This is a genomic window from Pseudomonas sp. R1-7 (genome assembly GCF_051132105.1).
Taxonomy (GTDB): Bacteria; Pseudomonadota; Gammaproteobacteria; order Pseudomonadales; family Pseudomonadaceae; genus Aquipseudomonas.
Genome location: NZ_CP071661.1, coordinates 4267087 through 4289083, shown reverse-complemented (window position 1 = coordinate 4289083; position 21997 = coordinate 4267087). Strand labels below are relative to the sequence as shown.

General features: G+C 61.2%; 18 protein-coding genes. 12 read left to right on the top strand and 6 right to left on the bottom strand.

Translation table 11 applies throughout. From position 1 onward, the window contains the following. Positions 1 to 7: 7 nt before the first annotated feature. A complete protein-coding gene (locus J3P79_RS19090; RefSeq protein WP_039593122.1) occupies positions 8 to 826 on the top strand; it encodes a UDP-2,3-diacylglucosamine diphosphatase in 819 nt (272 codons plus the stop codon). 46 nt (positions 827 to 872) lie between these two features. Here the strand turns inward: J3P79_RS19090 and J3P79_RS19085 are convergent, their stop codons facing one another. Together J3P79_RS19085 and J3P79_RS19080 are read right to left on the bottom strand one after the other, a co-directional pair. Then, complete coding sequence (locus J3P79_RS19085) at positions 873 to 1457, bottom strand: HD domain-containing protein (protein ID WP_434605046.1); 585 nt, start codon at positions 1455 to 1457, stop codon at positions 873 to 875. A gap of 11 nt (positions 1458 to 1468) precedes the next feature. After that, positions 1469 to 1780: an Mpo1-like protein gene (locus J3P79_RS19080; protein WP_434605044.1), complete on the bottom strand. Its 312-nt coding sequence runs from the start codon at positions 1778 to 1780 to the stop codon at positions 1469 to 1471. A 159-nt stretch (positions 1781 to 1939) separates the two neighbouring features. Here J3P79_RS19080 and J3P79_RS19075 point away from each other — a divergent pair, with 159 nt between their 5' ends. Continuing rightward, entirely contained in the window at positions 1940 to 2995 is a 1056-nt protein-coding gene (locus J3P79_RS19075) for an AraC family transcriptional regulator (RefSeq protein ID WP_434605042.1), read from the top strand. Here the strand turns inward: J3P79_RS19075 and J3P79_RS19070 are convergent. Next, the gene (locus tag J3P79_RS19070; protein WP_434605040.1) at positions 2952 to 4406 is read right to left on the bottom strand and encodes a TrkH family potassium uptake protein; all 1455 of its coding nucleotides are present in this window, start codon (positions 4404 to 4406) and stop codon (positions 2952 to 2954) included. The two genes, J3P79_RS19075 and J3P79_RS19070, sit on opposite strands and share 44 nt — an antisense overlap. 154 nt (positions 4407 to 4560) lie before the next feature. Between J3P79_RS19070 and J3P79_RS19065 the strand changes: the two genes are divergently transcribed. After that, positions 4561 to 5124 (top strand): NAD(P)H nitroreductase, encoded by a 564-nt coding sequence (locus tag J3P79_RS19065; protein ID WP_434605038.1) that lies wholly within the window; start codon positions 4561 to 4563, stop codon positions 5122 to 5124. A gap of 29 nt (positions 5125 to 5153) precedes the next feature. Here J3P79_RS19065 and J3P79_RS19060 read toward each other — a convergent pair whose 3' ends face one another. The 3 genes from J3P79_RS19060 to phhA form a co-directional block, all read right to left on the bottom strand. Then, entirely contained in the window at positions 5154 to 6347 is a 1194-nt protein-coding gene (locus J3P79_RS19060) for an amino acid aminotransferase (RefSeq protein ID WP_434605036.1), read from the bottom strand. Next, entirely contained in the window at positions 6347 to 6703 is a 357-nt protein-coding gene (locus J3P79_RS19055) for a 4a-hydroxytetrahydrobiopterin dehydratase (RefSeq protein ID WP_030141118.1), read from the bottom strand. Before J3P79_RS19055 ends, J3P79_RS19060 begins: the two co-directional genes overlap by 1 nt. Positions 6704 to 6802: 99 nt before the next feature. Next, a complete protein-coding gene (gene phhA / locus J3P79_RS19050) occupies positions 6803 to 7588 on the bottom strand; it encodes a phenylalanine 4-monooxygenase (protein WP_434605033.1) in 786 nt (261 codons plus the stop codon). A gap of 328 nt (positions 7589 to 7916) precedes the next feature. Here phhA and J3P79_RS19045 point away from each other — a divergent pair, with 328 nt between their 5' ends. The 9 genes from J3P79_RS19045 to J3P79_RS19005 all read left to right on the top strand — a co-directional run bounded on the left by J3P79_RS19045 (position 7917) and on the right by J3P79_RS19005 (position 21800). Further along, complete coding sequence (locus J3P79_RS19045; protein ID WP_434605031.1) at positions 7917 to 9479, top strand: sigma-54-dependent transcriptional regulator; 1563 nt, start codon at positions 7917 to 7919, stop codon at positions 9477 to 9479. A gap of 236 nt (positions 9480 to 9715) precedes the next feature. Further along, positions 9716 to 10453 (top strand): flagellar basal body rod protein FlgF, encoded by a 738-nt coding sequence (locus J3P79_RS19040; RefSeq protein ID WP_198723594.1) that lies wholly within the window; start codon positions 9716 to 9718, stop codon positions 10451 to 10453. 49 nt (positions 10454 to 10502) lie between these two features. Next, complete coding sequence (gene flgG / locus J3P79_RS19035; RefSeq protein WP_039593104.1) at positions 10503 to 11288, top strand: flagellar basal-body rod protein FlgG; 786 nt, start codon at positions 10503 to 10505, stop codon at positions 11286 to 11288. A gap of 63 nt (positions 11289 to 11351) precedes the next feature. Continuing rightward, positions 11352 to 12047 (top strand): flagellar basal body L-ring protein FlgH, encoded by a 696-nt coding sequence (gene flgH, locus J3P79_RS19030; protein ID WP_039593103.1) that lies wholly within the window; start codon positions 11352 to 11354, stop codon positions 12045 to 12047. A gap of 45 nt (positions 12048 to 12092) precedes the next feature. Continuing rightward, complete coding sequence (locus tag J3P79_RS19025) at positions 12093 to 13163, top strand: flagellar basal body P-ring protein FlgI (protein WP_162488974.1); 1071 nt, start codon at positions 12093 to 12095, stop codon at positions 13161 to 13163. 12 nt (positions 13164 to 13175) lie between these two features. Then, positions 13176 to 14477: a flagellar assembly peptidoglycan hydrolase FlgJ gene (gene flgJ / locus J3P79_RS19020; protein WP_434605029.1), complete on the top strand. Its 1302-nt coding sequence runs from the start codon at positions 13176 to 13178 to the stop codon at positions 14475 to 14477. Between the two features lie 10 nt (positions 14478 to 14487). Continuing rightward, positions 14488 to 16554, top strand: a complete 2067-nt coding sequence (gene flgK / locus J3P79_RS19015; protein ID WP_434605027.1) for a flagellar hook-associated protein FlgK — start codon at positions 14488 to 14490, stop codon at positions 16552 to 16554. Between the two features lie 13 nt (positions 16555 to 16567). Next, positions 16568 to 18133, top strand: coding sequence for a flagellar hook-associated protein 3 (locus J3P79_RS19010; RefSeq protein WP_434605025.1), 1566 nt, complete (start codon positions 16568 to 16570; stop codon positions 18131 to 18133). Positions 18134 to 18227: 94 nt separating this feature from the next. Continuing rightward, positions 18228 to 21800, top strand: coding sequence for a glycosyltransferase (locus tag J3P79_RS19005; protein ID WP_434605023.1), 3573 nt, complete (start codon positions 18228 to 18230; stop codon positions 21798 to 21800). The last annotated feature ends 197 nt before the right edge of the window (positions 21801 to 21997 follow it).

The following is a 21997-nucleotide window of genomic DNA, read 5'->3' as shown; positions in this document are numbered from 1 at the left end:
TTGCCCAATGACCAGCGCCGAGCTCGCCAGACCCAGCCGCAAGCAGCGTGTTCGCACCCTGTGGATTTCCGATGTGCACTTGGGCACCCGGGATTGCCAGGCCGAGCACCTGTCGCATTTCCTCAAAGGCTATCACGCCGACAAGGTCTATCTGGTGGGCGATATCATCGACGGCTGGAAACTGCGCAGCGGCATGTATTGGCCCCAGGCCCATACCAACGTCATTCGTCGCCTGCTGACCATGAGCAAGCGCGGCACCGAAGTCATCTATGTCACCGGCAACCATGACGAATTCCTGCGGCGTTATTCGAAGCTGATCCTCGGTAATATCCAACTGGTGGACGAAGCGGTGCACGTCACCGCCGACGGCCGCCACCTGCTGGTGATTCATGGCGATCAGTTCGATGTCATCACCCGGTATCACCGCTGGCTGGCGTTCCTCGGGGATTCGGCCTACGAATTCACGCTGACGCTGAACCGCTGGCTCAACCATTGGCGAGCCCGTTACGGCTACGGTTACTGGTCGCTCTCGGCGTACCTCAAGCACAAGGTCAAGACCGCCGTCAGCTTCATCAGCGACTTCGAAGAAGCCATCGCCCACGAATGTGTGAAGCGAGAGTTGCATGGCGTGGTGTGCGGGCACATCCACCATGCCGAGATTCGCAAGGTCGGCGAGGTGGAATACCTCAACTGCGGCGACTGGGTCGAATCCTGCACCGCGCTGATCGAGCATTGGGACGGGACGATCGAGTTGTATCGGTTGGCGGACGCCCAGGCGCGGGAGGCGCTGCTCAAGGCTGAATTGAAAGTGGCTGAGCCCGCCTGAGCCCACATAAGTCCGTGGCGAGGGCGCTTGCTGCGTCTGCACGAACTCAGGGCTGTTCTGCCATCGCCGCCTTGTAGATCGACTGTTTCGGCGCCGCAAATACCCTTTCCAGCATCGGCTCGAAGAAGCTCAGCGGCAGGGTTTCGTACCCAGGATCGAACGCCGCGGCGTCGTATTTCGCACAGAAGTCGATGGTCGCCTGGTACTGCGGATGTTCGCAAAACTGCTCGCGCAAATGCCGGTCCATGCCCAGGTGATGGAAAAAATAATAGCCTTGGAAGATTCCGTGCTTCTCTACCATCCACAGGTTTTCGGCGCTGACGAAGGGCTTGAGGATAGCCGCGGCGATGTCCGGGTGGTTGTAGCTGCCCAGCGTATCGCCGATGTCATGGAGCAGAGCGCAGACCACATATTCCTCGTCCCGCCCGTCACGGTAGGCGCGGGTGGCGGTTTGCAGGGAATGGGTCAGGCGATCCACCGGGAATCCGCCAAAATCGCCGTCGAGTAATTTCAGATGGGCGAGGACCCGACTTGGCAGCTGACGGGCGTAGGCGCTGAAATCGGTGGCGATGATCGCCCAGTCTTCCCGGGTCCCGTCCTGCATGTGGGTGAAGCGCGCGTGAGAGTTCATCGGCAATCCTCCTAGAACGCGACTTTGCCCACCAGCATGTCGCGGTACATGACGAAGTCACCGAGCAGGCTGTAGAACGGATGCTGAAAGGTCGCGGGTCGGTTTTTTTCGAAGAAAAAGTGCCCGACCCAGGCGAAGCCATAGCCCGCCACGGGCAGGGCGACCCACAGCCACCAGGCGCCGACCACCAGCGCCATGGCGAAAATCAGCAACACCAGGGAAGTGCCGATGAAGTGCAAGCGTCGGCAGGCGCTGTTGCTGTGTTCGCTGAGGTAGTAGGGATAGAACTCGGCGAAGGTGTTGAATCGTCTCGCGTTTTCCACGACTGCGCTCTCTGTGGTTATTGTTTTGGCTGGAGATGTTTTTCAGCTTATTAACAAGTCTAGAGTGCTCATTTGTAACGACCAGTGACAATCAGCGCCACTTTAGTATCCTTCGCAAATCCAGCCGTACCCTGCGGCTCGTCATGCAAGTAAAACGTCATGAGCGAACGAACGACTTCTTCAAGCTGGGCGATGGGGATTGTCAAGGCGTTGGAAATCGACGGCCTGGACTGTCGGGCGCTGTTCAAGGAACTGGGGCTGGATTTCGACGCGCTGGACGATCCGGACGCGCGCTTTCCCCAGGATTCGATGACACGGCTCTGGCAGTTGGCGGTGGAGCAGTCGGGCAACCCGGCCATCGGCCTGAACATGGGCAAGGTGGTACGCCCGGCGTCGTTCCATGTGGTGGGTTACGCGCTGATGTCCAGTCGGACGCTGGTCGAAGGATTCCAGCGGCTGGTGCGTTATCAGCGGATCATCGCCGAAAGCGCCGACCTGAGCTTCCGTCATTTGAATGAAGGCTACGGGCTGATCCTGACGGTGCATGGCGACCACCTCCCGCCCACCCGGCAAAGTACCGAAGCGTCCCTGGCCTGCGCGCTGGCCTTGTGTAACTGGCTGACCGGACGGACCTTGCACCCGGTGAAGGTGCTGTTCCAGGGCGCTGAGCCCGCCGATGTCGGACCTTATCGACAGGCCTTCGGCGCGCCCTTGGTATTCGATGCGCCCTACGACGCGTTGATTTTCCAGCAGGACGACATGGAAGCACCGCTGCCCACCGCCAACGAGGCCATGGCGGTGCTGCACGATCGCTTCGCAGGCGAGTACCTGGCACGGTTTTCCGGCAGTCGCGTCACGCATCAGGCGCGGCAGGTACTGTGTCGGCTGTTGCCCCAGGGCGAACCCAAGCGTGACGTGGTGGCGCAGACGCTGCACTTGTCCCAACGCACCTTGCAGCGGCGCTTGCAGGAGGAGGGCACCAGTTTCCAGAGCTTGCTGGACGACACCCGGCGCGAACTGGCCGAGCAATACCTGGCGCAACCGAGCATGACCTTGCTGGAAGTCGCCTACCTGCTCGGGTTTGCCGACCCGAGCAATTTTTTCCGGGCCTTCCGCCGCTGGTTCGGCACCACACCAGGGGACTATCGGGCGCGGGGCGTGGCCAAGCCGGTCAGTGACGCCAGAACGCCGGAATGCACAGCACGAACACCGTGATGATCTCCAGTCGGCCCAACAACATGCCGCCCGAGAGGATCCACTTGGCCGCGTCCGGCAGCGGCGCGAAGTTGCCGGCCGGGCCGATAGTCTCGCCAAGCCCCGGACCGACGCCGGACACAGTACTGGCCGCGCCGGTCAACGCCGTCATCCACTCCACGCCCAACAGCGACAGCAGCAGGGCGATCACGCAGATAGTGATGGCGAAGAAGAACGAAAAGGTCAGGATCGACCGCACGATCTCTTCATCGAGGCGGTGGCCGTTGTATTTCTGCTTGATCACCGCACGCGGGTGAATCAGTTGATTAAGGTTGGCCCGAAGCAGGATATAGGCAACCTGGAAGCGGAAAATCTTGATCCCGCCGGCAGTCGAGCCCGAGCAGCCGCCGACGAATCCAAGGTAAAAGAACAACATCAGTGAGAAATTGCCCCACAGGCTGTAGTCCCCCAGGGCGAAACCGGTGGTGGTGACGATGGATGTCACGTTCAGGGCCACGTGCCGCAGCGCTTCGAGCCAGTGCAGGTCGGTGGTCGCCCAGTACCAGGTGCCAAGTACCAGCCAGGTGATCAGCAGCACGCCGATCAGGCCCTGGACTTGCTGGTCCTTGATCAGCGCCCGGCGATTGCCGCGCAGCGTCGAGACGTACAGGGCGAACGGCAGACTGCCGAGGATCATGATGACAATAGTGACCCAATGCACGGCGGGCTGGGTCCATTTGGCCAGGGACTGGTCCGAAGTGGAGAAACCACCGGTGGAAATCGCCGACATCGAATGGTTGATCGCGTCGAACAGGCTCATCCCGGCCCACCAGAGTGCCAGAGTGCCAAGGATCGTTATACCTACGTAGGACGCCACGATCAGCCGAGCCACCATGTGCGAGCGCGGCATGACTTTTTCCGAGCGGTCCGACGATTCGGTCTGGAACAGCCGCATGCCGCCGATGCGCAACAGCGGCAGGATCGCCACGGCCATGCCGATGAAGCCGATGCCGCCGAGCCAGTGCAACAGCGAGCGCCACATGAGGATCCCGGGCGACATCGTGTCCAGGCCGCTCAACACCGTCGCGCCGGTGGCGGTAATGCCCGACATGCTTTCAAAGAACGAGTCCGTGTAGCTGATGTGCTGGGTCAACAGGAAGGGCAGCGCGGCAAACACACACACCACCAGCCAACTGCTGACCGTCAGCAGGTACATGTCGCGGGGACGCAGATGGATATGCTCCGGGCGCCCGGGAAGAATCAGCGCCAGGCCGGCGACAAAGGTGATCATGCTCGACCAGAGGAACGATGGCAGGTCGCCGGTGCGCTCGTAGATCAGCAACGTGGCCATCGGCACGACCATGAAGATCGCCAGGGTGATCAGGAAGATGCCGATGATGAAACCAATGATCCGTAGGGTCGGCAACGCCATGAAGTCCGCTCGGGCTGAAAGGGGAAAGGGCGCCATTCTACCTGCGACAAGCGGCATGTAAACCGGCGTCCGGCGTTGCTTGTATCTGAATTTGGGCTAACGAATTGACGGCACAGCCACTAGAATAGCCGAACATTTTTCCAGGAGGTCACCGATGCAGGCTTTAGATGCTTTGCTCAACCGTGTTTCCGTTCCACGCCTTGTGGACCCGGCGCCCACGCCGGAACAGCGCGAAGTCATGTTCGCGGCCGCGCTGCGTGCCCCCGATCACGGCCAATTGCGCCCGTGGCGGTTCCTGACGGTCGAAGGGCAAGCGCGTCATCGCATGGGTGAGTTGCTGGCCGAAGCTGCACGCTTCAATGATCCGCTGGTGCCCGAAGCCGTCGTGGAAAAGGCCCTCAACGGTCCGCTGCGTGCGCCGCTGGTAGTCGTGGTGATCGCGCGGTTGCAAGACCATTTCAAGATTCCGAAGCCTGAACAGTTGCTGGCGGCCGGCTGTGCGGCTCATGGCATTCTGCTGGCCGCTTACGCCCAGGGCATCGGCGGCGTGTGGCGCACCGGCGAGCTGGCTTACTCGCCGCACGTGGCCAGGGGCTTGGGGCTTGAGGAAGGCGAGGAGGTGATTGGTTTCCTCTACCTGGGGACGCCGCAGAAAGAGGCGCGCACGGCGCCTCAGGAAGATGTCGGGCAGTTTGTGAAGGAGTGGACGGGCGTCTAGTCTGGCTCCACCTCTGTGGCGATTGAGAGCTACCTGCACACATCCGCAATCGCCACCGCCAGCGCATCCAGGCGCGTTGCATCGATGCCGGCGACGTTGGCCCGGCCGGTTCCGACCATGTAAACGCTGTGGCGCTCGCGCAACTGCTTGACCTGTTCCGGAGAAAGTCCGGTGTAGGAAAACATTCCGCGTTGCACCCCCATGTGGGCAAAGCGCTCGCGCAAGCCGTGGGGTTCGAGCGCCTCCAGTAGGCCGCTGCGCAGTTGCGCGATGCGCAGGCGCATGGCTTCCACTTCGTCGGCCCAGAGGGTTTTCAGCTCCGAGTTGCCAAGGATCGTCGCCACCACCGCCGCGCCATGGTCCGGCGGCGTCGACCATAGGTTGCGGGCGATGTTGGCCAGTTGACTGCGAATGTCGACCAGTTTTTCGGCATCACGGGCACAGACAATCAGCGCACCAGTGCGGTCGCGATAGAGGCCGAAATTCTTCGAGCATGAACTGGTGACCAGCACTTCGGGCAACGCTTCGGCAAACAACCGCACGGCCCAGGCGTCCTGTTCCAACCCGTCGCCAAAGCCTTGGTAAGCGAAGTCGATCAATGGCAGGAGTCCACGGCTGCGCATCACTTCCAGCACCTGGCGCCATTGTTCGTGGGACAGGTCAAATCCCGTTGGGTTGTGGCAGCAGGCATGCAGCAGCACCACATCGCCCTTCGGCACTTGGCCTAGGGTTGCGAGCATCGCGTCGAAATCCAGGCGATTGTCGGCACCCACGTAGGGGTAATGGCTGGCCTTGACGCCCGCGGCGGCGAAGATGGTTTCGTGGATCGGCCAGGTCGGGTTGCTCAGCCAGACGCCACGGCCCGGCAGGCACTGGGCGATGAAATCGGCGCTCAGGCGCAGGGCGCCGGTGCCGCCGGGGGTCTGAGTCGCGCCGGCGCGTTTTGCGCTGATCAGCGGCGAGTCCACGCCCAGCACCAGTTCATTGATCAACTGGCCGAACGCGGCTTCGCCGTGACCGCCAATGTAGGTCTTGGTGGACTGGCGATCCACCAGGTGTTGCTCGGCCTGTTTCACGGATTGCAGGATCGGCGTCAGGCCCCGGGAATCCTTGTACACGCCCACGCCGAGGTCGAATTTCCCAGGGTTGCTGTCCGCCCCATAGGCCTCCATCAGGCCGAGGATCGGGTCGCCGGGCACGCGACCGATGGCATCGAAATGCATTACTTGCGGCCCTCGGCGGTCTTGGCGACCTCGTCGGTGCGGGCGGCCATGATGAAGTCGTTGCGGTGCAGGCCCTTGATCGAATGGCTCCACCAGGTGACGGTGACTTTGCCCCACTCGGTGAGCAGGCCTGGGTGGTGGCCCTCGGCCTCGGAGATCTCGCCGACGGCGTTGGTGAACGCCAGGGCGTGCTTGAAGTTCTTGAACAGGAAGACCTTTTCCAGTTGCATCACGCCGTCGCGCACTTCGATGTTCCAGTCGGGGATCTGCTTGATCAACACCGGCAGTTCTTCGTCGCTGACTTGCGGGGCATCGGCGCGACAGGCTTCGCAGTGGGCTTGGTTCAGAGTGTTCATGGTGTGTTCCTGGATCGAATATTTATTAAACGTCGATGCGCCCACGCTAAAGCAAAGCCGCTTGGCGCAACAGACTCAATTGAAATCAAAACTAGCGGTTCACGCCGCTTTGGGTGGGAATTTCGGCACGTGCAACCCCAATTCCCGACCGCGCGTGACCATGCCCATGATGTCTTCATGGGCCAGGTCGAACAGGCGCTTGAGCTCGGGCAACACGAAATACACCGGTTGCAGGATGTCGATGCGATACGGTGTGCGCATGGCTTCCAACGGATCGAAGGATTGATGCTCCGGCTCGTCGGACAGGCAGTACACGGTTTCCTTGGGGGACGAGAGGATACCGCCGCCATAGATGCGCCGACCCCGTGGCGTCTCCACCAGGCCGAATTCGATGGTCATCCAATACAGGCGAGCGAGGTAGACGCGTTCTTCCTTGGAAGCCTGTAGGCCGAGTTTGCCGTAGGTGTGGGTAAATTCTGCAAACCAAGGGTTGGTCAGCAAGGGGCAGTGACCAAAGATCTCGTGGAAAATGTCCGGCTCTTGCAGGTAATCCAGTTCTTCCCTCGTACGAATAAACGTCGCGACCGGAAACTGCTTGCTGGCCAGCAATTCAAAGAAGGTCTGGAACGGGATCAGTGCCGGCACCCGGGCGACCTGCCAGCCCGTGGTTTCGCCCAGCACTTTATTGATTTCGTCCAGTTGCGGGATGCGGTCGTGGGGCAGGCCGAGCTTGTCGATACCGTCCAGGTATTCCTGGCACGCACGGCCCTCGATGACTTTGAGCTGGCGGGTGATCAGCGTGTTCCACACCGCGTGTTCTTCAGCGGTGTAGTGGATAAAACCTTGCGCATCGGGCTCGCGGGCCACGTACTGCGTCTGCTTCATGCTGCTCTCCTGCTGATATCCCTCAGGGGGAAGACTTGTTTGTTGTTATGTCCAGCGATGCAGTAGAGATAACTTGAAGCAGAGATCTGTGCAGCAGGCTATCCCGGGGTTTAACGGCCCGTCGCCGTCAAAATCGTAAAACGTTCGTTACATAAATGGACGAGTCTCGATGTTTCGGGCATTTTCGTTTGGGAAAGTTCCTACAACTGTCACATAATCTTGACGGCTATTTGCGCCGCAGCGCAGAAAACCGTGGCGAGGGAGCTTGCTCCCGCTGGGCTACGAAGTAGCCCCCCATTTCATGCTTGCAAACACATCGGGCCTTTTCATGCGTATCAAAGTCCATTGTCAGAACCGCATCGGCATCCTGCGGGACATTCTCAACCTGCTGGTGGAATACGGCATCAACGTCGCCCGCGGTGAAGTAGGGGGCGAGCATGGCAATGCGATCTACCTGCATTGCCCGAACCTGATCAACATCCAGTTCCAAGCCCTGCGTCCGAAATTCGAAGGCATCGCCGGGGTATTCGGTGTAAAGCGTGTAGGGTTGATGCCCAGTGAGCGTCGGCACATGGAGCTCAACGCCTTGCTGGGCGCCCTGGAGTTTCCGGTGCTGTCCATCGACATGGGCGGCTCTATCGTCGCGGCCAACCGGGCGGCGGCGCAGCTGCTGGGAGTGCGGGTGGACGAGGTGCCGGGGATTCCCCTGTCCCGCTACGCCGAGGATTTCGACCTGCCGGAACTGGTGCGCGCCAACAAGTCGCGCATCAATGGCTTGCGGGTCAAGGTCAAGGGCGACGTGTTCCTGGCGGACATCGCGCCCTTGCAATCGGAACATGACGACAGCGAAGCCATGGCCGGTGCGGTGCTGACGCTGCACCGCGCCGACCGGGTGGGCGAACGCATCTATAACGTACGCAAGCAAGAACTGCGCGGCTTCGACAGCATCTTCCAGAGTTCGAAAGTGATGGCGGCAGTGGTCCGGGAGGCCCGGCGCATGGCGCCTCTCGACGCGCCGTTGTTGATCGAAGGCGAAACCGGCACCGGCAAGGAGTTGCTGGCCCGTGCCTGCCATTTGGCCAGTCCACGAGGGCAGTCACCGTTGATGGCCCTCAATTGCGCCGGCCTGCCGGAGTCGATGGCCGAGACCGAGCTGTTCGGCTACGGTCCCGGTGCTTTCGAAGGCGCCCGGGCCGAAGGCAAGCTCGGCCTGCTGGAACTGACGGCGGGCGGGACGTTGTTTCTCGACGGTGTCGGGGAAATGAGCCCGCGTTTGCAGGTGAAATTGCTGCGCTTCCTGCAGGACGGATGCTTCCGTCGCGTAGGCAGCGACGAAGAGGTGTACCTGGATGTCCGGGTGATCTGCGCGACCCAAGTCGATTTGTCCGAGCTCTGCGCCCGGGGAGAATTCCGTCAAGATTTGTACCATCGCCTGAATGTGCTTTCTCTGCACATCCCGCCGTTGCGCGAATGCCTCGACGGGCTGGCCCCGCTGGTCGAGCATTTTCTCGACCAGGCCAGCCGCCAGATCGGCTGCCCACTGCCGAGGCTGGCCCCGGCGGCGATGGACCGGCTCAGCCATTACCACTGGCCGGGCAATGTCCGACAGTTGGAAAACGTGCTGTTCCAGGCCGTTTCCCTGTGCGACGGCGGGACGGTGAAGGCCGAGCACATCCGCCTGCCGGACTACGGCGTGCGGCAGCCCCTCGGCGATTTTTCCCTTGAGGGTGGCTTGGACGAGATCGTTGGCCGCTTCGAAAAGGCCGTCCTGGAGCGTTTGTATTCCGAGCACCCGAGTAGCCGGCAACTGGGCAAGCGGCTGGGAGTTTCCCATACGACTATTGCCAATAAGTTGAGGGAATACGAAGTTGGCAAAGAATCTGGCGCGTGAAAATGTTGGTTTTCGTGGCGAGGGAGGTCTAGTTGATTGCTTAGGCGGACACTTGCCGCAACCGGCATGGCACCGCCGGTTTTTCGTCTTCGATAGACTTCCATAATTTCCTCCAATTCTCTCAAGCCCTTTGTTTGCCGGGCTCTCTGGCGCCAGAAAAAAGTTGGTCTGCAATTTGCTTAAGGCTGTGCAACACAGCAGTGGACGGCAAACGTCCGGCATGCAGAGGAACGACAGTGGACAAGTACCTTTATGTGGCAATGACCGGCGCCAGCCAGAACGCACTGGCGCAACGGGCCCATGCCAACAACCTGGCGAACATTTCCACCAATGGTTTTCAGAAAGACCTGGAGCAGGCACGTTCGATGCCGGTGTTCGGCGACAGCTTTCCGGCGCGGGCGTTTGCCATGTCCGAGCGGCCTGCCACTGACTTTACCCCGGGTGCGCTGGTGGAAACCGGTCGTGACTTGGACGTGGCGGTCAGCGGGCCGGGTTGGATGGCCGTGCAGAACCCCGATGGCGGTGAAAGCTACGTGCGCACCGGCAGCCTCAACGTTGACGCCCTGGGCGTGCTGCGGGCCGGCAACGGCATGCCGGTGATGGGCAATGGCGGTCCGATCGCCGTGCCGCCGGAGCAGAAAATCGAAATCGGCCAGGACGGCACCATCAGTATCCGCGCCATGGGCGAAGGCCCGCGTGTGATGGCTGAGGTAGACCGCATCAAGCTGGTCAACCCGGACCTCAGGAACATGACCAAGGGCCTGGATGGCTCGATCCGTACCAAGGACGGCCAGCCGGCGCCCATCGATGCCAACGTGCAGTTGGTGTCGGGCTTCCAGGAGGCGAGCAACGTCAATGCCGTGGATGAAATGACTTCCGTGCTGGCGTTGGCCAAGCAGTTCGAGCTTCACGTCAAGATGATGAACACCGCCAAAGAAGGCGATGAAGCCATGGCTCGGGTCTTGCAGATCTAACTATTAATTACAGCGCTGCGCCGAAAAACAGGCGTGAGAGGAGAATCGAATGCTTCCGGCTCTTTGGGTTGCCAAAACAGGTCTGTCCGCCCAGGACACCAACCTTTCCACTATTTCCAACAACCTGGCGAACGTCTCGACCACGGGCTTCAAACGTGATCGCGCCGAGTTCCAGGACCTGCTGTACCAAGTAAAACGCCAGCCAGGCGCCCAGTCGACCCAGGACAGCGAATTGCCGTCGGGCCTGCAAGTGGGTACCGGTGTGCGCATCGTCGGCACCCAGAAAAACTTCAACGCCGGTAGCCTGCAAACCACCGAGCAGCCGCTGGACATGGCCATCGACGGTCGGGGTTTCTTCCAGATCCTGCAGCCGGACGGCACCACGTCCTACACCCGTGACGGTACCTTCCACCTCGATTCCAATGGCCAGATCGTCAACGCCAGCGGTTTCGCCCTGGAGCCGGCCATCGTCATTCCGAACGATGCCCAGACCTTCACCGTGGGCCGTGACGGTACCGTGTCCATCACCGTGGCCGGCAACCCTGCTTCCCAAGTGATCGGCAACCTGCAGACCGCTGACTTCATCAACCCGGCCGGCCTGCAAGCCGTGGGCAACAACCTGTTCATGGAAACCGCCGCCAGCGGTGCGCCGCAAGTCGGCACCCCAGGCCTGAACGGTTTCGGCACCACGCTGCAGAACACCCTGGAAACGTCGAACGTGAGCACTGTTGAGGAGATGGTCAACATGATCACCACCCAGCGCGCCTACGAAATGAACTCCAAGGTGATTTCCACCGCCGACCAGATGCTCTCGTTCGTCACGCAGAATCTGTAATCGCGTCGCAAAATCCGTAGACAGGGCGGCCTGAGGCCGCCTGCAACACCAAGAGGTAGGGTCATGAATCGCTTCGTATCTGTTCTGGCATTGAGTGGGATTACCGCATTGGCGGGCTGTGTCGCGCCAACACCAAGGCCCAATGACCCGTACTACGCTCCGGTGTTGCCACGCACGCCGTTGCCGGCCGCAGCCAATAACGGCTCGATCTACCAGGCCGGTTTCGAACAGAACCTGTACAGCGACCGCAAGGCTTTCCGGGTCGGTGACATCATCACCATCACCCTGAACGAGCGGACCCAGGCCAGCAAGAACGCCAACTCGCAGATCGACAAGACCAGCGAGACCAGTGTCGGCCTGACCTCGCTGTTCGGCTCCAGCCTGACCACCAACAACCCGATCGGTGGCGGCGACCTGAGCCTCAATGCCGGCTACGGTGCCGACCGATCGAGCAAAGGCGACAGCCAGTCCGGCCAGAGCAACAGCCTGACCGGCTCGATCACCGTGACCGTCGCCGATGTGCTGCCCAACGGCATCATCGCCGTGCGCGGCGAGAAGTGGTTGACGCTCAACACCGGTGACGAACTGGTGCGCATCGCCGGCATGGTCCGCGCTGATGACATTTCCACCGACAACACTGTTCCATCGACCCGCGTGGCCGATGCGCGCATCACCTATTCGGGCACTGGTGCCTTTGCCGATGCGAGTCAGCCAGGTTGGTTCGACCGTTTCTTCCTCAGCCCGAAGTTCCCTTTCTAGGTGATCAAGTTGAATCTTAAACAGCTGTTGATCGGTGCCCTGGTGATGTCGGCAGCCTTCACCGCTCAAGCCGAGCGCTTGAAGGACATCGCTAGCATCTCCGGCGTGCGTTCCAACCAGTTGATCGGCTACGGCCTGGTCGTGGGCCTCAATGGTACCGGCGACCAGACCACGCAGACCCCGTTCACCCTGCAAACCTTCAACAACATGTTGTCGCAGTTCGGCATCAAGGTGCCGGCCGGCTCCGGCAACGTGCAGTTGAAAAACGTCGCGGCGGTGTCGGTCAGTGCCGATCTGCCGGCGTTTGCCAAGCCCGGCCAGCAAGTGGATATCACCGTTTCGTCCATCGGTAACTCCAAGAGCCTGCGGGGCGGCACTTTGTTGCTGACGCCGCTCAAGGGTATCGACGGCAACGTCTACGCCATCGCCCAGGGCAACCTGGTGGTGGGCGGTTTCGACGCCGAGGGCCGCGACGGTTCGAAGATTACCGTCAACGTTCCGTCGGCCGGTCGCATCCCTGGCGGTGCGTCGGTGGAGCGTGCGGTGCCGAGCGGTTTCAACCAAGGCAACAGCCTGACCTTGAACCTCAACCGTTCCGACTTCACCACGGCCAAGCGCATCGTCGACAAGATCAACGACATGCTCGGCCCAGGTGTTGCCCAGGCCATCGACGGCGGCTCGATTCGCGTCACCGCGCCACTGGATCCGAGCCAGCGGGTCGACTACCTGTCGATCCTGGAAAACCTCGAAGTCGACCCGGGCCAGGCGGTGGCGAAAGTCATCATCAACTCGCGCACCGGCACCATCGTGATCGGCCAGAACGTCAAGGTTTCGCCGGCCGCCGTGACCCACGGCAGCTTGACGGTGACCATCACCGAAGACCCGATCGTCAGCCAGCCGGGCCCATTGTCCAACGGCCAGACCGCCGTGGTTCCACGTTCGCGGGTCAATGCCGAGCAGGAAGCCAAGCCGATGTTCAAGTTCGGCCCAGGCACCACCCTGGATGAAATCGTCCGGGCGGTGAACCAGGTCGGCGCGGCACCGGGCGACTTGATGGCGATTCTCGAAGCCTTGAAGCAGGCCGGCGCGTTGCAAGCCGACCTGATCGTGATTTAAAGGAAAGCGGTCATGGTGGATATGCGCATAGGCGCCTTGATCAGTGGGGATTCAGCGTCCTATTCGGACCTCAATCGCCTGAACCAGCTCAAGGTCGGCGACAAGAACAGCGAAGGCAACCTGCGCAAAGTGGCGCAGGAGTTCGAGTCGCTGTTCCTCGGCGAAATGCTCAAGTCCATGCGTTCGGCCACCGAGGCCCTGGGCAAGGACAATCCGATGAACACGCCGGAAGCCAAGCAATACCAGGAAATGTACGACCAGCAGTTGGCCGTTTCCATGTCCCGCGAGGGCGGCGGTATCGGTCTGGCCGACGTGCTGCTGCGCCAGATGTCGAAGAACAAGCCGCTGGCCTCGGGCGAGGCGGCCACCTTGTCTGCCGCCAAGCAGCAAGAGGCGCTGGACAAGGCCAAGGCGCCAGTGCCTACGCCTGTGGCGGCCGGAACGCTGCCCGATGGTCCTTTGTCGCGCAGCAACGGCCAGCGTCCGCTCTGGGCCTCGCGGGCTGTGAGCGCGCCGCAAGGGGCCGAGGGCATTCACCGCAACGACATGGAATTGATCAACCAGCGCCGCCTGGCCCTGCCGCCGAAACTCGCCGACCGCCTGCTTGCCGGGCTGGTGCCTTCGGCATCGGTCAAGCCTGAGGCCGTCGCGCAGAACGTCTTGCCGGATCGTGCCGTTGCCGCCGTCAAGCCGGCTACCGGTGAGCTGGCCAACGGTGACTGGCTGGCCGCGCTCAAGGCTGCCGAGCCCAAAGGCGACATGCAGGTTTACGGTCGCGCCGTGGCCCAGCCACCGCTGGCACCGGCGCGCAAGGCCTTCCGCGATGCCGATGAATTCGTCGACGCCATGCTGCCAATGGCCAAGGAAGCGGCGGACCGTATCGGCGTCGACCCACGTTACCTGGTGGCCCAGGCCGCGTTGGAAACCGGTTGGGGCAAATCGGTGATGCGCCAGCCCGATGGCAGCAGCAGCCACAACCTGTTCGGTATCAAGGCCAGCAAGAACTGGACGGGCGATTCGGCGCGGGCGATCACCAGCGAGTTCCGCAATGGCGAGATGGTCAAGGAGACGGCCGAGTTCCGTTCCTACGCTTCGTACCGCGACAGTTTCCATGACTTGGTCAACCTGCTGCAAAGCAACAGTCGCTATCAAGATGTGCTGAAGTCGGCCGATAACCCGGAACAGTTTGTACGCGAGTTGCAGAAGGCCGGTTACGCCACCGACCCGAACTACGCCAACAAGATTTCGAATATAGCCCGGCAGATGACGAGTTACCAAAACTACGCCTCGGCTGGTGCCACCACGACTTTATAAGGTCTGAACCATGAGTTTGCTCAATATCGGGATGTCGGGTCTGTCCGCAAGCCAGACCGCACTGGTGACCACGGGTAACAACATCGCCAACGTCGATACCGCAGGGTATTCGCGTCAGCAGACCGTGCAGACCACCAAGGCGTCGAACCAGTACGGCAACGTGTTCATCGGCTCCGGCACGACCCTGGCGGATGTGCGCCGGGTCTATAACTCGTACCTTGAGGCACAACTGAAGACCACCACCTCGCTCAACAGCGATGCGGCGGCCTATCAGGGGCAGATCACTCCACTCGATTCCCTGCTGTCGGACAGCGGCACCGGTCTCAATGGCGCACTGACCAAGTTCTTCGCCTCGGTGCAGAACGTCAACGCCAAGCCGGGCGACGATGCTTCACGCCAGTTGCTGCTCAGCGATGCCCAGGCCCTGAGCAACCGTTTCAACTCGGTTGCCAGCCAGCTGACCGCGCAGAACGAGAACATCAATGGCAACCTGTCGAACATGGTCGACCAGATCAACAGCCTGGCCACCACCGTCGCCCAGTTGAACAAGAAAATCGCCGAAGTCTCCAACTCCGGCGGCGCTCCGAACGACCTGCTCGACGCCCGCAGCGAAACCATTCGCCAGTTGTCAACCTTCACTGGCACTCAGGTCGTGGAGAACGGCAGCAGCCTGGACATCTACCTCGGTTCCGGCCAGCCACTGGTGATGGGCAATATCACCAATAAACTGGAAGCAGTGCCGGACAAGAACGATCCGGGGCGCATGGGCATCCAGCTCAACAGCGGCTCCAGCGTCATGGACCTTACCCAGGTGCTGACCGGTGGTGAAATAGGCGGCCTGATGCGCTACCGCAGCACCGTGCTCGACCCCACCATGAACGAGCTGGGTCGCGTGGCGCTGGTCGTCGCAGACCAGATGAACAGCATCCAGGCCTCGGGCATCGACAAGAACGGTGCGTTTGGTTCCAACCTGTTCAGCAGCATCAACAGCGCCGCCCAGATGAGCCAGCGCAGCGTCGCCTCGCTGGGCAACAGCGCCGGGTCCGGCAACTTCAACGTGGCCATCGAAGACACCGGCAAGCTGACCACCAACGACTACAAGATCACGTTCACCAGCGCTACCGACTACACCGTGCAGCGCTTGCCGGATAACACGCCGATGGGGGCGTTCAACACCGCGACTACGCCTCCACCGGTGGTCGATGGTTTCGCCTTGACCTTCGGCGGTGGCCCGGCGGTGGCCGGTGATTCGTTCAAGATCACCCCGACCCGCAACGCGGCGGGCAGCATTAAGACCGAGATGACCGACTCCAAGCGGCTGGCGATTGCCGCGCCGCTGGGCGCCGCCATCACGCCGGGCGGCAGCGGCACGCTGACCATTCCGGCCAGCGGCCAGCCGACCATGACCACCAAGCTGGACATCTACGACGAAGCCACCACCAGCATCATCCAGAACGGCATCAAGACTTCGATGCCGGTCAAGGTGGTGTTCGGGGCGACGTCGGCCGGTGGTACCAGCCAGGCCTATCAATTGCTCGATGCCAAGGGCGGCCTGATCAGCAGCGGTACGATCAAGCCTGGGCAGAGCAACACCCTGAGCCTGAGCGTTCCGCTCAAGGACGCCACCGGCACCCCGATCATGGATTCGTCCGTACCGCCGGTGCAGCGTACCGTCACGTTCGATATGTCGATTGCCGGCGCGCCATCCGAAGGTTCCGGCATCGATATAAGCCTCAGCCAGCCCGGCAGCCTGGACAACCGTAACGGTACCGCGCTCGCCGGCTTGCAGACCGCCAAGACCGTGGACACCGGTTCGGCCAGCAAAGGCATTTCCCTGAATGATGCCTACGGCAAGCTGGTGGAAGGCGTCGGTGCCAAGGCTGCCCAAGGCAAGCTGGACAGCGCCGCCACCGGCGCGATCCTGGACAACGCCAAGAATGCCCGCGACTCGCTGTCAGGCGTCGACCTGGACGAAGAAACCGGCAACCTGGTCAAGTTCCAGCAGTACTACACCGCGTCTTCGCAGATCATCAAGGCTGCGCAGGAAATCTTCAGCACATTGATCAACAGTCTTTAAGGAGCCGTAGCCCATGCGCATTTCTACTTCTCAGTTTTACGAAAGCACGGCTGCGAACTACCAGAAAAACTTCGCCAACGTGGTCAAGACCAGCGAAGAGGCCAGCAGTCTGGTGCGGGTGAACACTGCCGCCGATGATCCGGTGGGGGCTTCGCGCCTGCTGCAATTAGGCACCCAGGCTTCGATGCTGGCCCAGTACGAAACCAACGCCAACACCATCAAGGCCACCCTGGGCACCACCGAAGCGGTGATGAACAGCATCGGCAACGTGCTGCAGCGCGCCAAGGAATTGGCTGTCGGTGCCGGCAACGCCGGTTACACCGACGCCGACCGCCAGGCCAACGCTTCGGAGCTGGCGCAGATCGAAGAACAATTGCTGAGCCTGATGAACAGCAAGGATGAAAACGGCAAGTACATCTTCGCCGGTTCCAAGGGCGATACCATCCCATTCACCCGCAACACCGACGGCAGCTACAGCTACAACGGTGACCAGGTGACACTCGACCTGCCGGTCGGCGACACCATGTCGATGGCCACCAACAGCACCGGTTGGGAAGTGTTCCAGCAAGCCGTCAACACCAGCCGCAGCCAGGTCACCCGCACCGCGCCGCCGGTGGACGATGGACGCGTGGTCCTGTCCGACGGCCAGGTGTCGTCCAGTGTCAGCTATAACGCCAAGTTCCGCAGTGGCGAGCCTTACACCGTGGAGTTCACCAGTGGCACGCAGCTGAGAATCACCGATGCGCTCGGCAATGACGTGACTGCAGAAGCCAGCCAGGGCGGTGCGTTCGACCCGAACAGCAAGAGCGGGCAGGCGGTCCAGTTCCGTGGTGTGGAACTGACCCTCAACATCAATCTGCAAACGGGTGATGTCCCCGGCACTGTGTTGCCAGGCCATACTTTCACCCTGGCGGCCAAGCCGGACACCTTCGTTCCGATGCGCAGTCCGGGCAACCCGACCGCGGTACAGATCACCGGCAGCGAGATCACCGATCCGGTGGCCTACCACGCCAGTTTCCCGACGGGTGCGGCGGTATTGAAGTTCACCAGCGCCACCGATTTCGACCTTTACGCGGCACCGCTCACGGCTAACAGCCAACCCGTGTCCAGCGGCACCCTGGCCGGTAACGTGGCCACTGCTTCGGGCGTGAGCTTCACCCTGGACGGCACGCCAGCCGCGGACGATCAGTTCAGCATCGCGGTCAACACCCACGAAACCCAGAACATCCTGGACACCGTGAATCAGTTGAAGACCGCGTTGAGCACGCCGACCAACAACGATCCTATTGCGCTGCAGAAGCTGCAGGCTTCGCTGGCGTCCGGTATTGGCAACCTGGCAAGCGGCACCGATCAATTGTCCAGCGCCCTCAGTTCAGTGGGTGGTCGTGGTGCCGCTCTGGACACCCAGAGCGACACCAACCAGAGCTTGATCCTGGCCAACAACCACACCCAATCGTCAATCCGCGATTCGGATGCGGCCGAGGTGATGACTCGCCTGACATTGCAACAGACCATGCTGCAAGCCTCGCAATTGGCGTTCAGCAAGATTGCCCAGTTGGGTCTGTTCAACAAGATCTGAGCCGGTGTCGACCGAGCCGCCAACCGTCTTTTTTTAAGCGGTTCCGGGGCTCCGACCTGAAAAGGCCGGGGCCCGCCGCTCGAGAGTTTAAACCGTGAAGTCACTCCCCCTCGTCAGCATTGTCATTCCTGCCTACAACCCTCGGTTTTTCGACCAGGCACTGCTCAGTGCCTTGGCGCAGACGTACGAAAACGTTGAAATCATCGTTTGCGACGATTCACCTGGCGATGAAATCCGCGACATAGTCGCGTCCTTCAAAGAGCCGGCCCATCCGGTCCGCTATCTGAAAAACCCTCAACGGCTAGGACTGCAAGGCAACCTGTTGCGCTGTGTCGAAGAGGCGCGGGGCGAATTCATCAAGGTGCTGTGCGATGACGACCGTCTTTTCGCACCGAGTATTGCGCTGCAGGCCCAGGCGTTGATGGACCATGCTGACGCGAGTGTGGTGTTCGCGCTGCGGCTGTTGTGCGATGCAGGCAACTTCATCTTGCCGCCCCGTGTGGACAATTGCCGTTTCTCGCCAAATGACGCCTTGCTCAAGGGCGACGACATGCTGGCGATTTTCGAGAGCACGCCAACCAACTTTGTTGGCAATTTCAGTTCGACCCTGATGCGCCGGGCTGATGTGCTGGAGCTACTGCCTGCCCTTATTCAGGACGGTGCCGGTTTTGTCGCGGTACTCGACTTCGCCTTGTTTGTCTGCCTGATGCGGCGCGGCAACCTGATTGCCTTGAATACCGTGTTGAGTATCGAGCGCCTCTACCCGGAGCGTCTGAGCAAGACCCCGGAAATGCTCAAGGCGGCAAAAACAGAGTGGGGATGGTTGGCGCAGATGCTGGTTGCGCGCAGCGGTGAAGCGGCTCCGGCTTCGGGTTGGGTGCGCTGCATTGATCTGGACAAAATCACCGATGAGCCTCATGCCTGGCAGGAGCTCTGCGTAACCCGCGTTTTGGGCAACCGCAATACCGTCGTGAACGGTCGAGTGGGGGCGCAGTGTGAGAGTTATGCGGACTTCTATCGCGAATGGCTGGCCGTCCGCCGGTTCAGTGAAGTAGAGCGACGCGTCATGCCCGCACGCATCGATAGTTGGCCGTTTCGGCCGAACATCGTGCCACTGATCATCGATGCTGTCGGCGATGCGACATCGCTTGCGACGACGTTACGTAGCATCGAGGGCCAGCTGTATCCAGCCCAGGCCGTGGTGGTGCTTTCCGATGCTCATTGCGAAGCGGATGAGCGAGTGCTGCAACTGCCTTATCAGGCCGATTGGCCGCGTCAGCTCAATGCCATCGTGCCACAGCTGGAGGGCGCGCACTGGTTCTACTTACTGCGAGCGGGCGACGTGCTCCGCGATTCGGCGTTGCTGATCCTGGCCGAGCGCGTTGCCGGAAGGCAGGGCATCCTTTGCGTCTACAGTGATGAAGGTGCATTGGTGGATGGGGAGTCCTTCGAGCCGGTGTTCAAGCCGGATTTCAACCTGGACTTGATGCGCGCCTACCCCTATGTTGGTCGGACCCTGGCTTTCGAACGTGAACGATTCATGGCCCTCGGTGGCTTTGAGCCGGCTCACGGTGAACTGGCGCCCCACGATCTGCTCTGGCGCCTGGTGGAAGAGGCCGGCCCTCAGACCATCGAACACATTGCGGAAATCCAGGTCGAGTCGCTCCTGAGCTTCGCCCAGTGGTTGTCGCTGCCCGAGGTTATCGAGGGCAACGCCCGGTTGGTGGGTGCGCATCTGGAGCGTATCGGCATCGATCATGAGATTTCCCCGGACACGTTGCCGTTGATCAACCGCATCAACTACCGACACGGCGAGCGTCCGTTGGTATCGATCATTCTGCGCACCGGTGAGTCGCTCGCCGCCTTGCAGCGTTGTGCCGAGAGCCTGATCGAGCGCACGGCCTATACCCATTATGAAATTCTGATCGTGGACAGCGGCGTCCGGGATCCGGCCATGCTTGACTGGCTGGAGAACATGTCGCAGCTGGGCGCGAGCATGTTGCGGGTGCTGCGATATGCCGGTGAGCGCAGTGATGCCGCTGTGCATAATTTTGCTGCTGGCCAGGCTCGGGGCGACTACCTGCTACTGCTCAGTCCGCACTTGGTTGTTTGTGAAAATGACTGGCTGGACGAACTGGTCAATCATGCCCAGCGCCCTGAGGTTGCGGTGGTCGGTGCGAGAATACTCAGTCCTCAAGGCACGATTGTCGGCGGCGGGCAGGTTCTCGGGTTGGCTGGGCCGGTGGGTACGCCGTTCTACGGCGAAGCGGCGGCTTCGCGCGGCTACATGCAGCGTTTGCATACGACCCAGAACTGGAGTTCGGTCAGCAGCGATTGTCTGATGGTGCGCAAGCAGGTTTTCGACGAGCTCGGCTGCCTGGACGATGCGTCCTTTACCTTCGGCCTCAGCGATGTCGACCTGTGCCTGCGCGCAGGTAAAAGCGGTTATCTGGTGGTCTGGACGCCTTACGCCACGGTCGTGAAAGACGATCCGCAATCGACCGCTGCCCAGCCTGAAGAAACCCCGTTGGCGGAGCGCGAGCGCGAAATCTTCTATCTCAGATGGCTGCCGCAGATCGCCCGGGATCCGGGCTACAACCCAGCATTGAGCCTGGGAGCCTCCAGCTTCAGCCTGGAACCGTCGCTGCGCAACAACTGGAACCCGTTCTGCACTCGCGCCCTGCCATTGATACTTGGCTTGCCGGTCAACGCCACCGCGGTTGGTCATTATCGGGTCACGGCCCCGTTGGCCGAGTTGGAGGCCGCCGGACGAGTAATCGCCCGGGTCGCCTACGAGTCGCCTTCGACCGTTGAGATCGAGCGCTTGTCGCCGGATACGATCGTATTGCAGGGGCGCTATAGCGAAGGGGCGGCCGGCGATATCCTCAGAATGAAGAAATATTCTGGCGCCTTGCGGATCTTCGAACTCGACGATTACGTCGTCCAGGCGCCCAAGAAAAACACGCATGCGCGCAACAAGCCGGCCAATATCGAACAGATGCTGCGCGAAGGAATCGGGTTGTGTGATCGCGTGGTGGTGACCACGCCTTCGCTCGCTGATGCCTTGTCCAGCATGCACAATGAGATTCGTATCGTGCCTAACATGTTGCCACCTGAGCCGTGGGCGAAGCTGACCAGCCGGCGCGGCACGTCCTCCAAGCCCCGGGTGGGCTGGGGAGGAGGGACCAGCCACAGTGGCGACCTGGAGATCATTGCGGACGTGGTTCGCGAACTCGCCGATGAAGTGGAGTGGGTGTTCTTCGGTATGTGCCCGGAAGCATTGCGGCCCTATATCCATGAATTCCATGGATCAATCGCTTTGACCCACTATCCGTTCAAACTGGCCAGCCTGAATCTTGACCTGGCCCTGGCCCCGCTGGAGTTCCATATCTTCAACGATTGCAAGAGCAACCTGCGCTTGCTGGAATACGGTGCGTGTGGCTACCCGGTCATCTGCACCGACACCAAGGCCTACGACGGGTTCCTGCCCTGCACCAAGGTGCGCAGCAACAGCACCGAGGAATGGATCGCCGCAATACGCATGCACTTGGCAGACCCGGACGCCAGTTACCGCATGGGAGATGAACTGCGCGAGGCGGTGTTGCGGGACTACATGCTCAGCGGCAAGAACCTGCAGCATTGGTTGTGGGGGTGGTTGCCGGATTGAACGTTGCCTTGTGCAGCGTTGGCTGTGGCGAGGGGGCAGGCCCTCTCGCCACAGATCGCGTGCGGCCTTCTCTTTGACTTCTTTCCCCTGAAACTGCTCCCGCCAGAGCTGGCGCGTTTCCTGCAAGTCCCCCTCATATCGCCATAAAACGAGCGCTCGCGGCCCATCGCAGCGCCCGGATCGGCATCGAAGGTGTA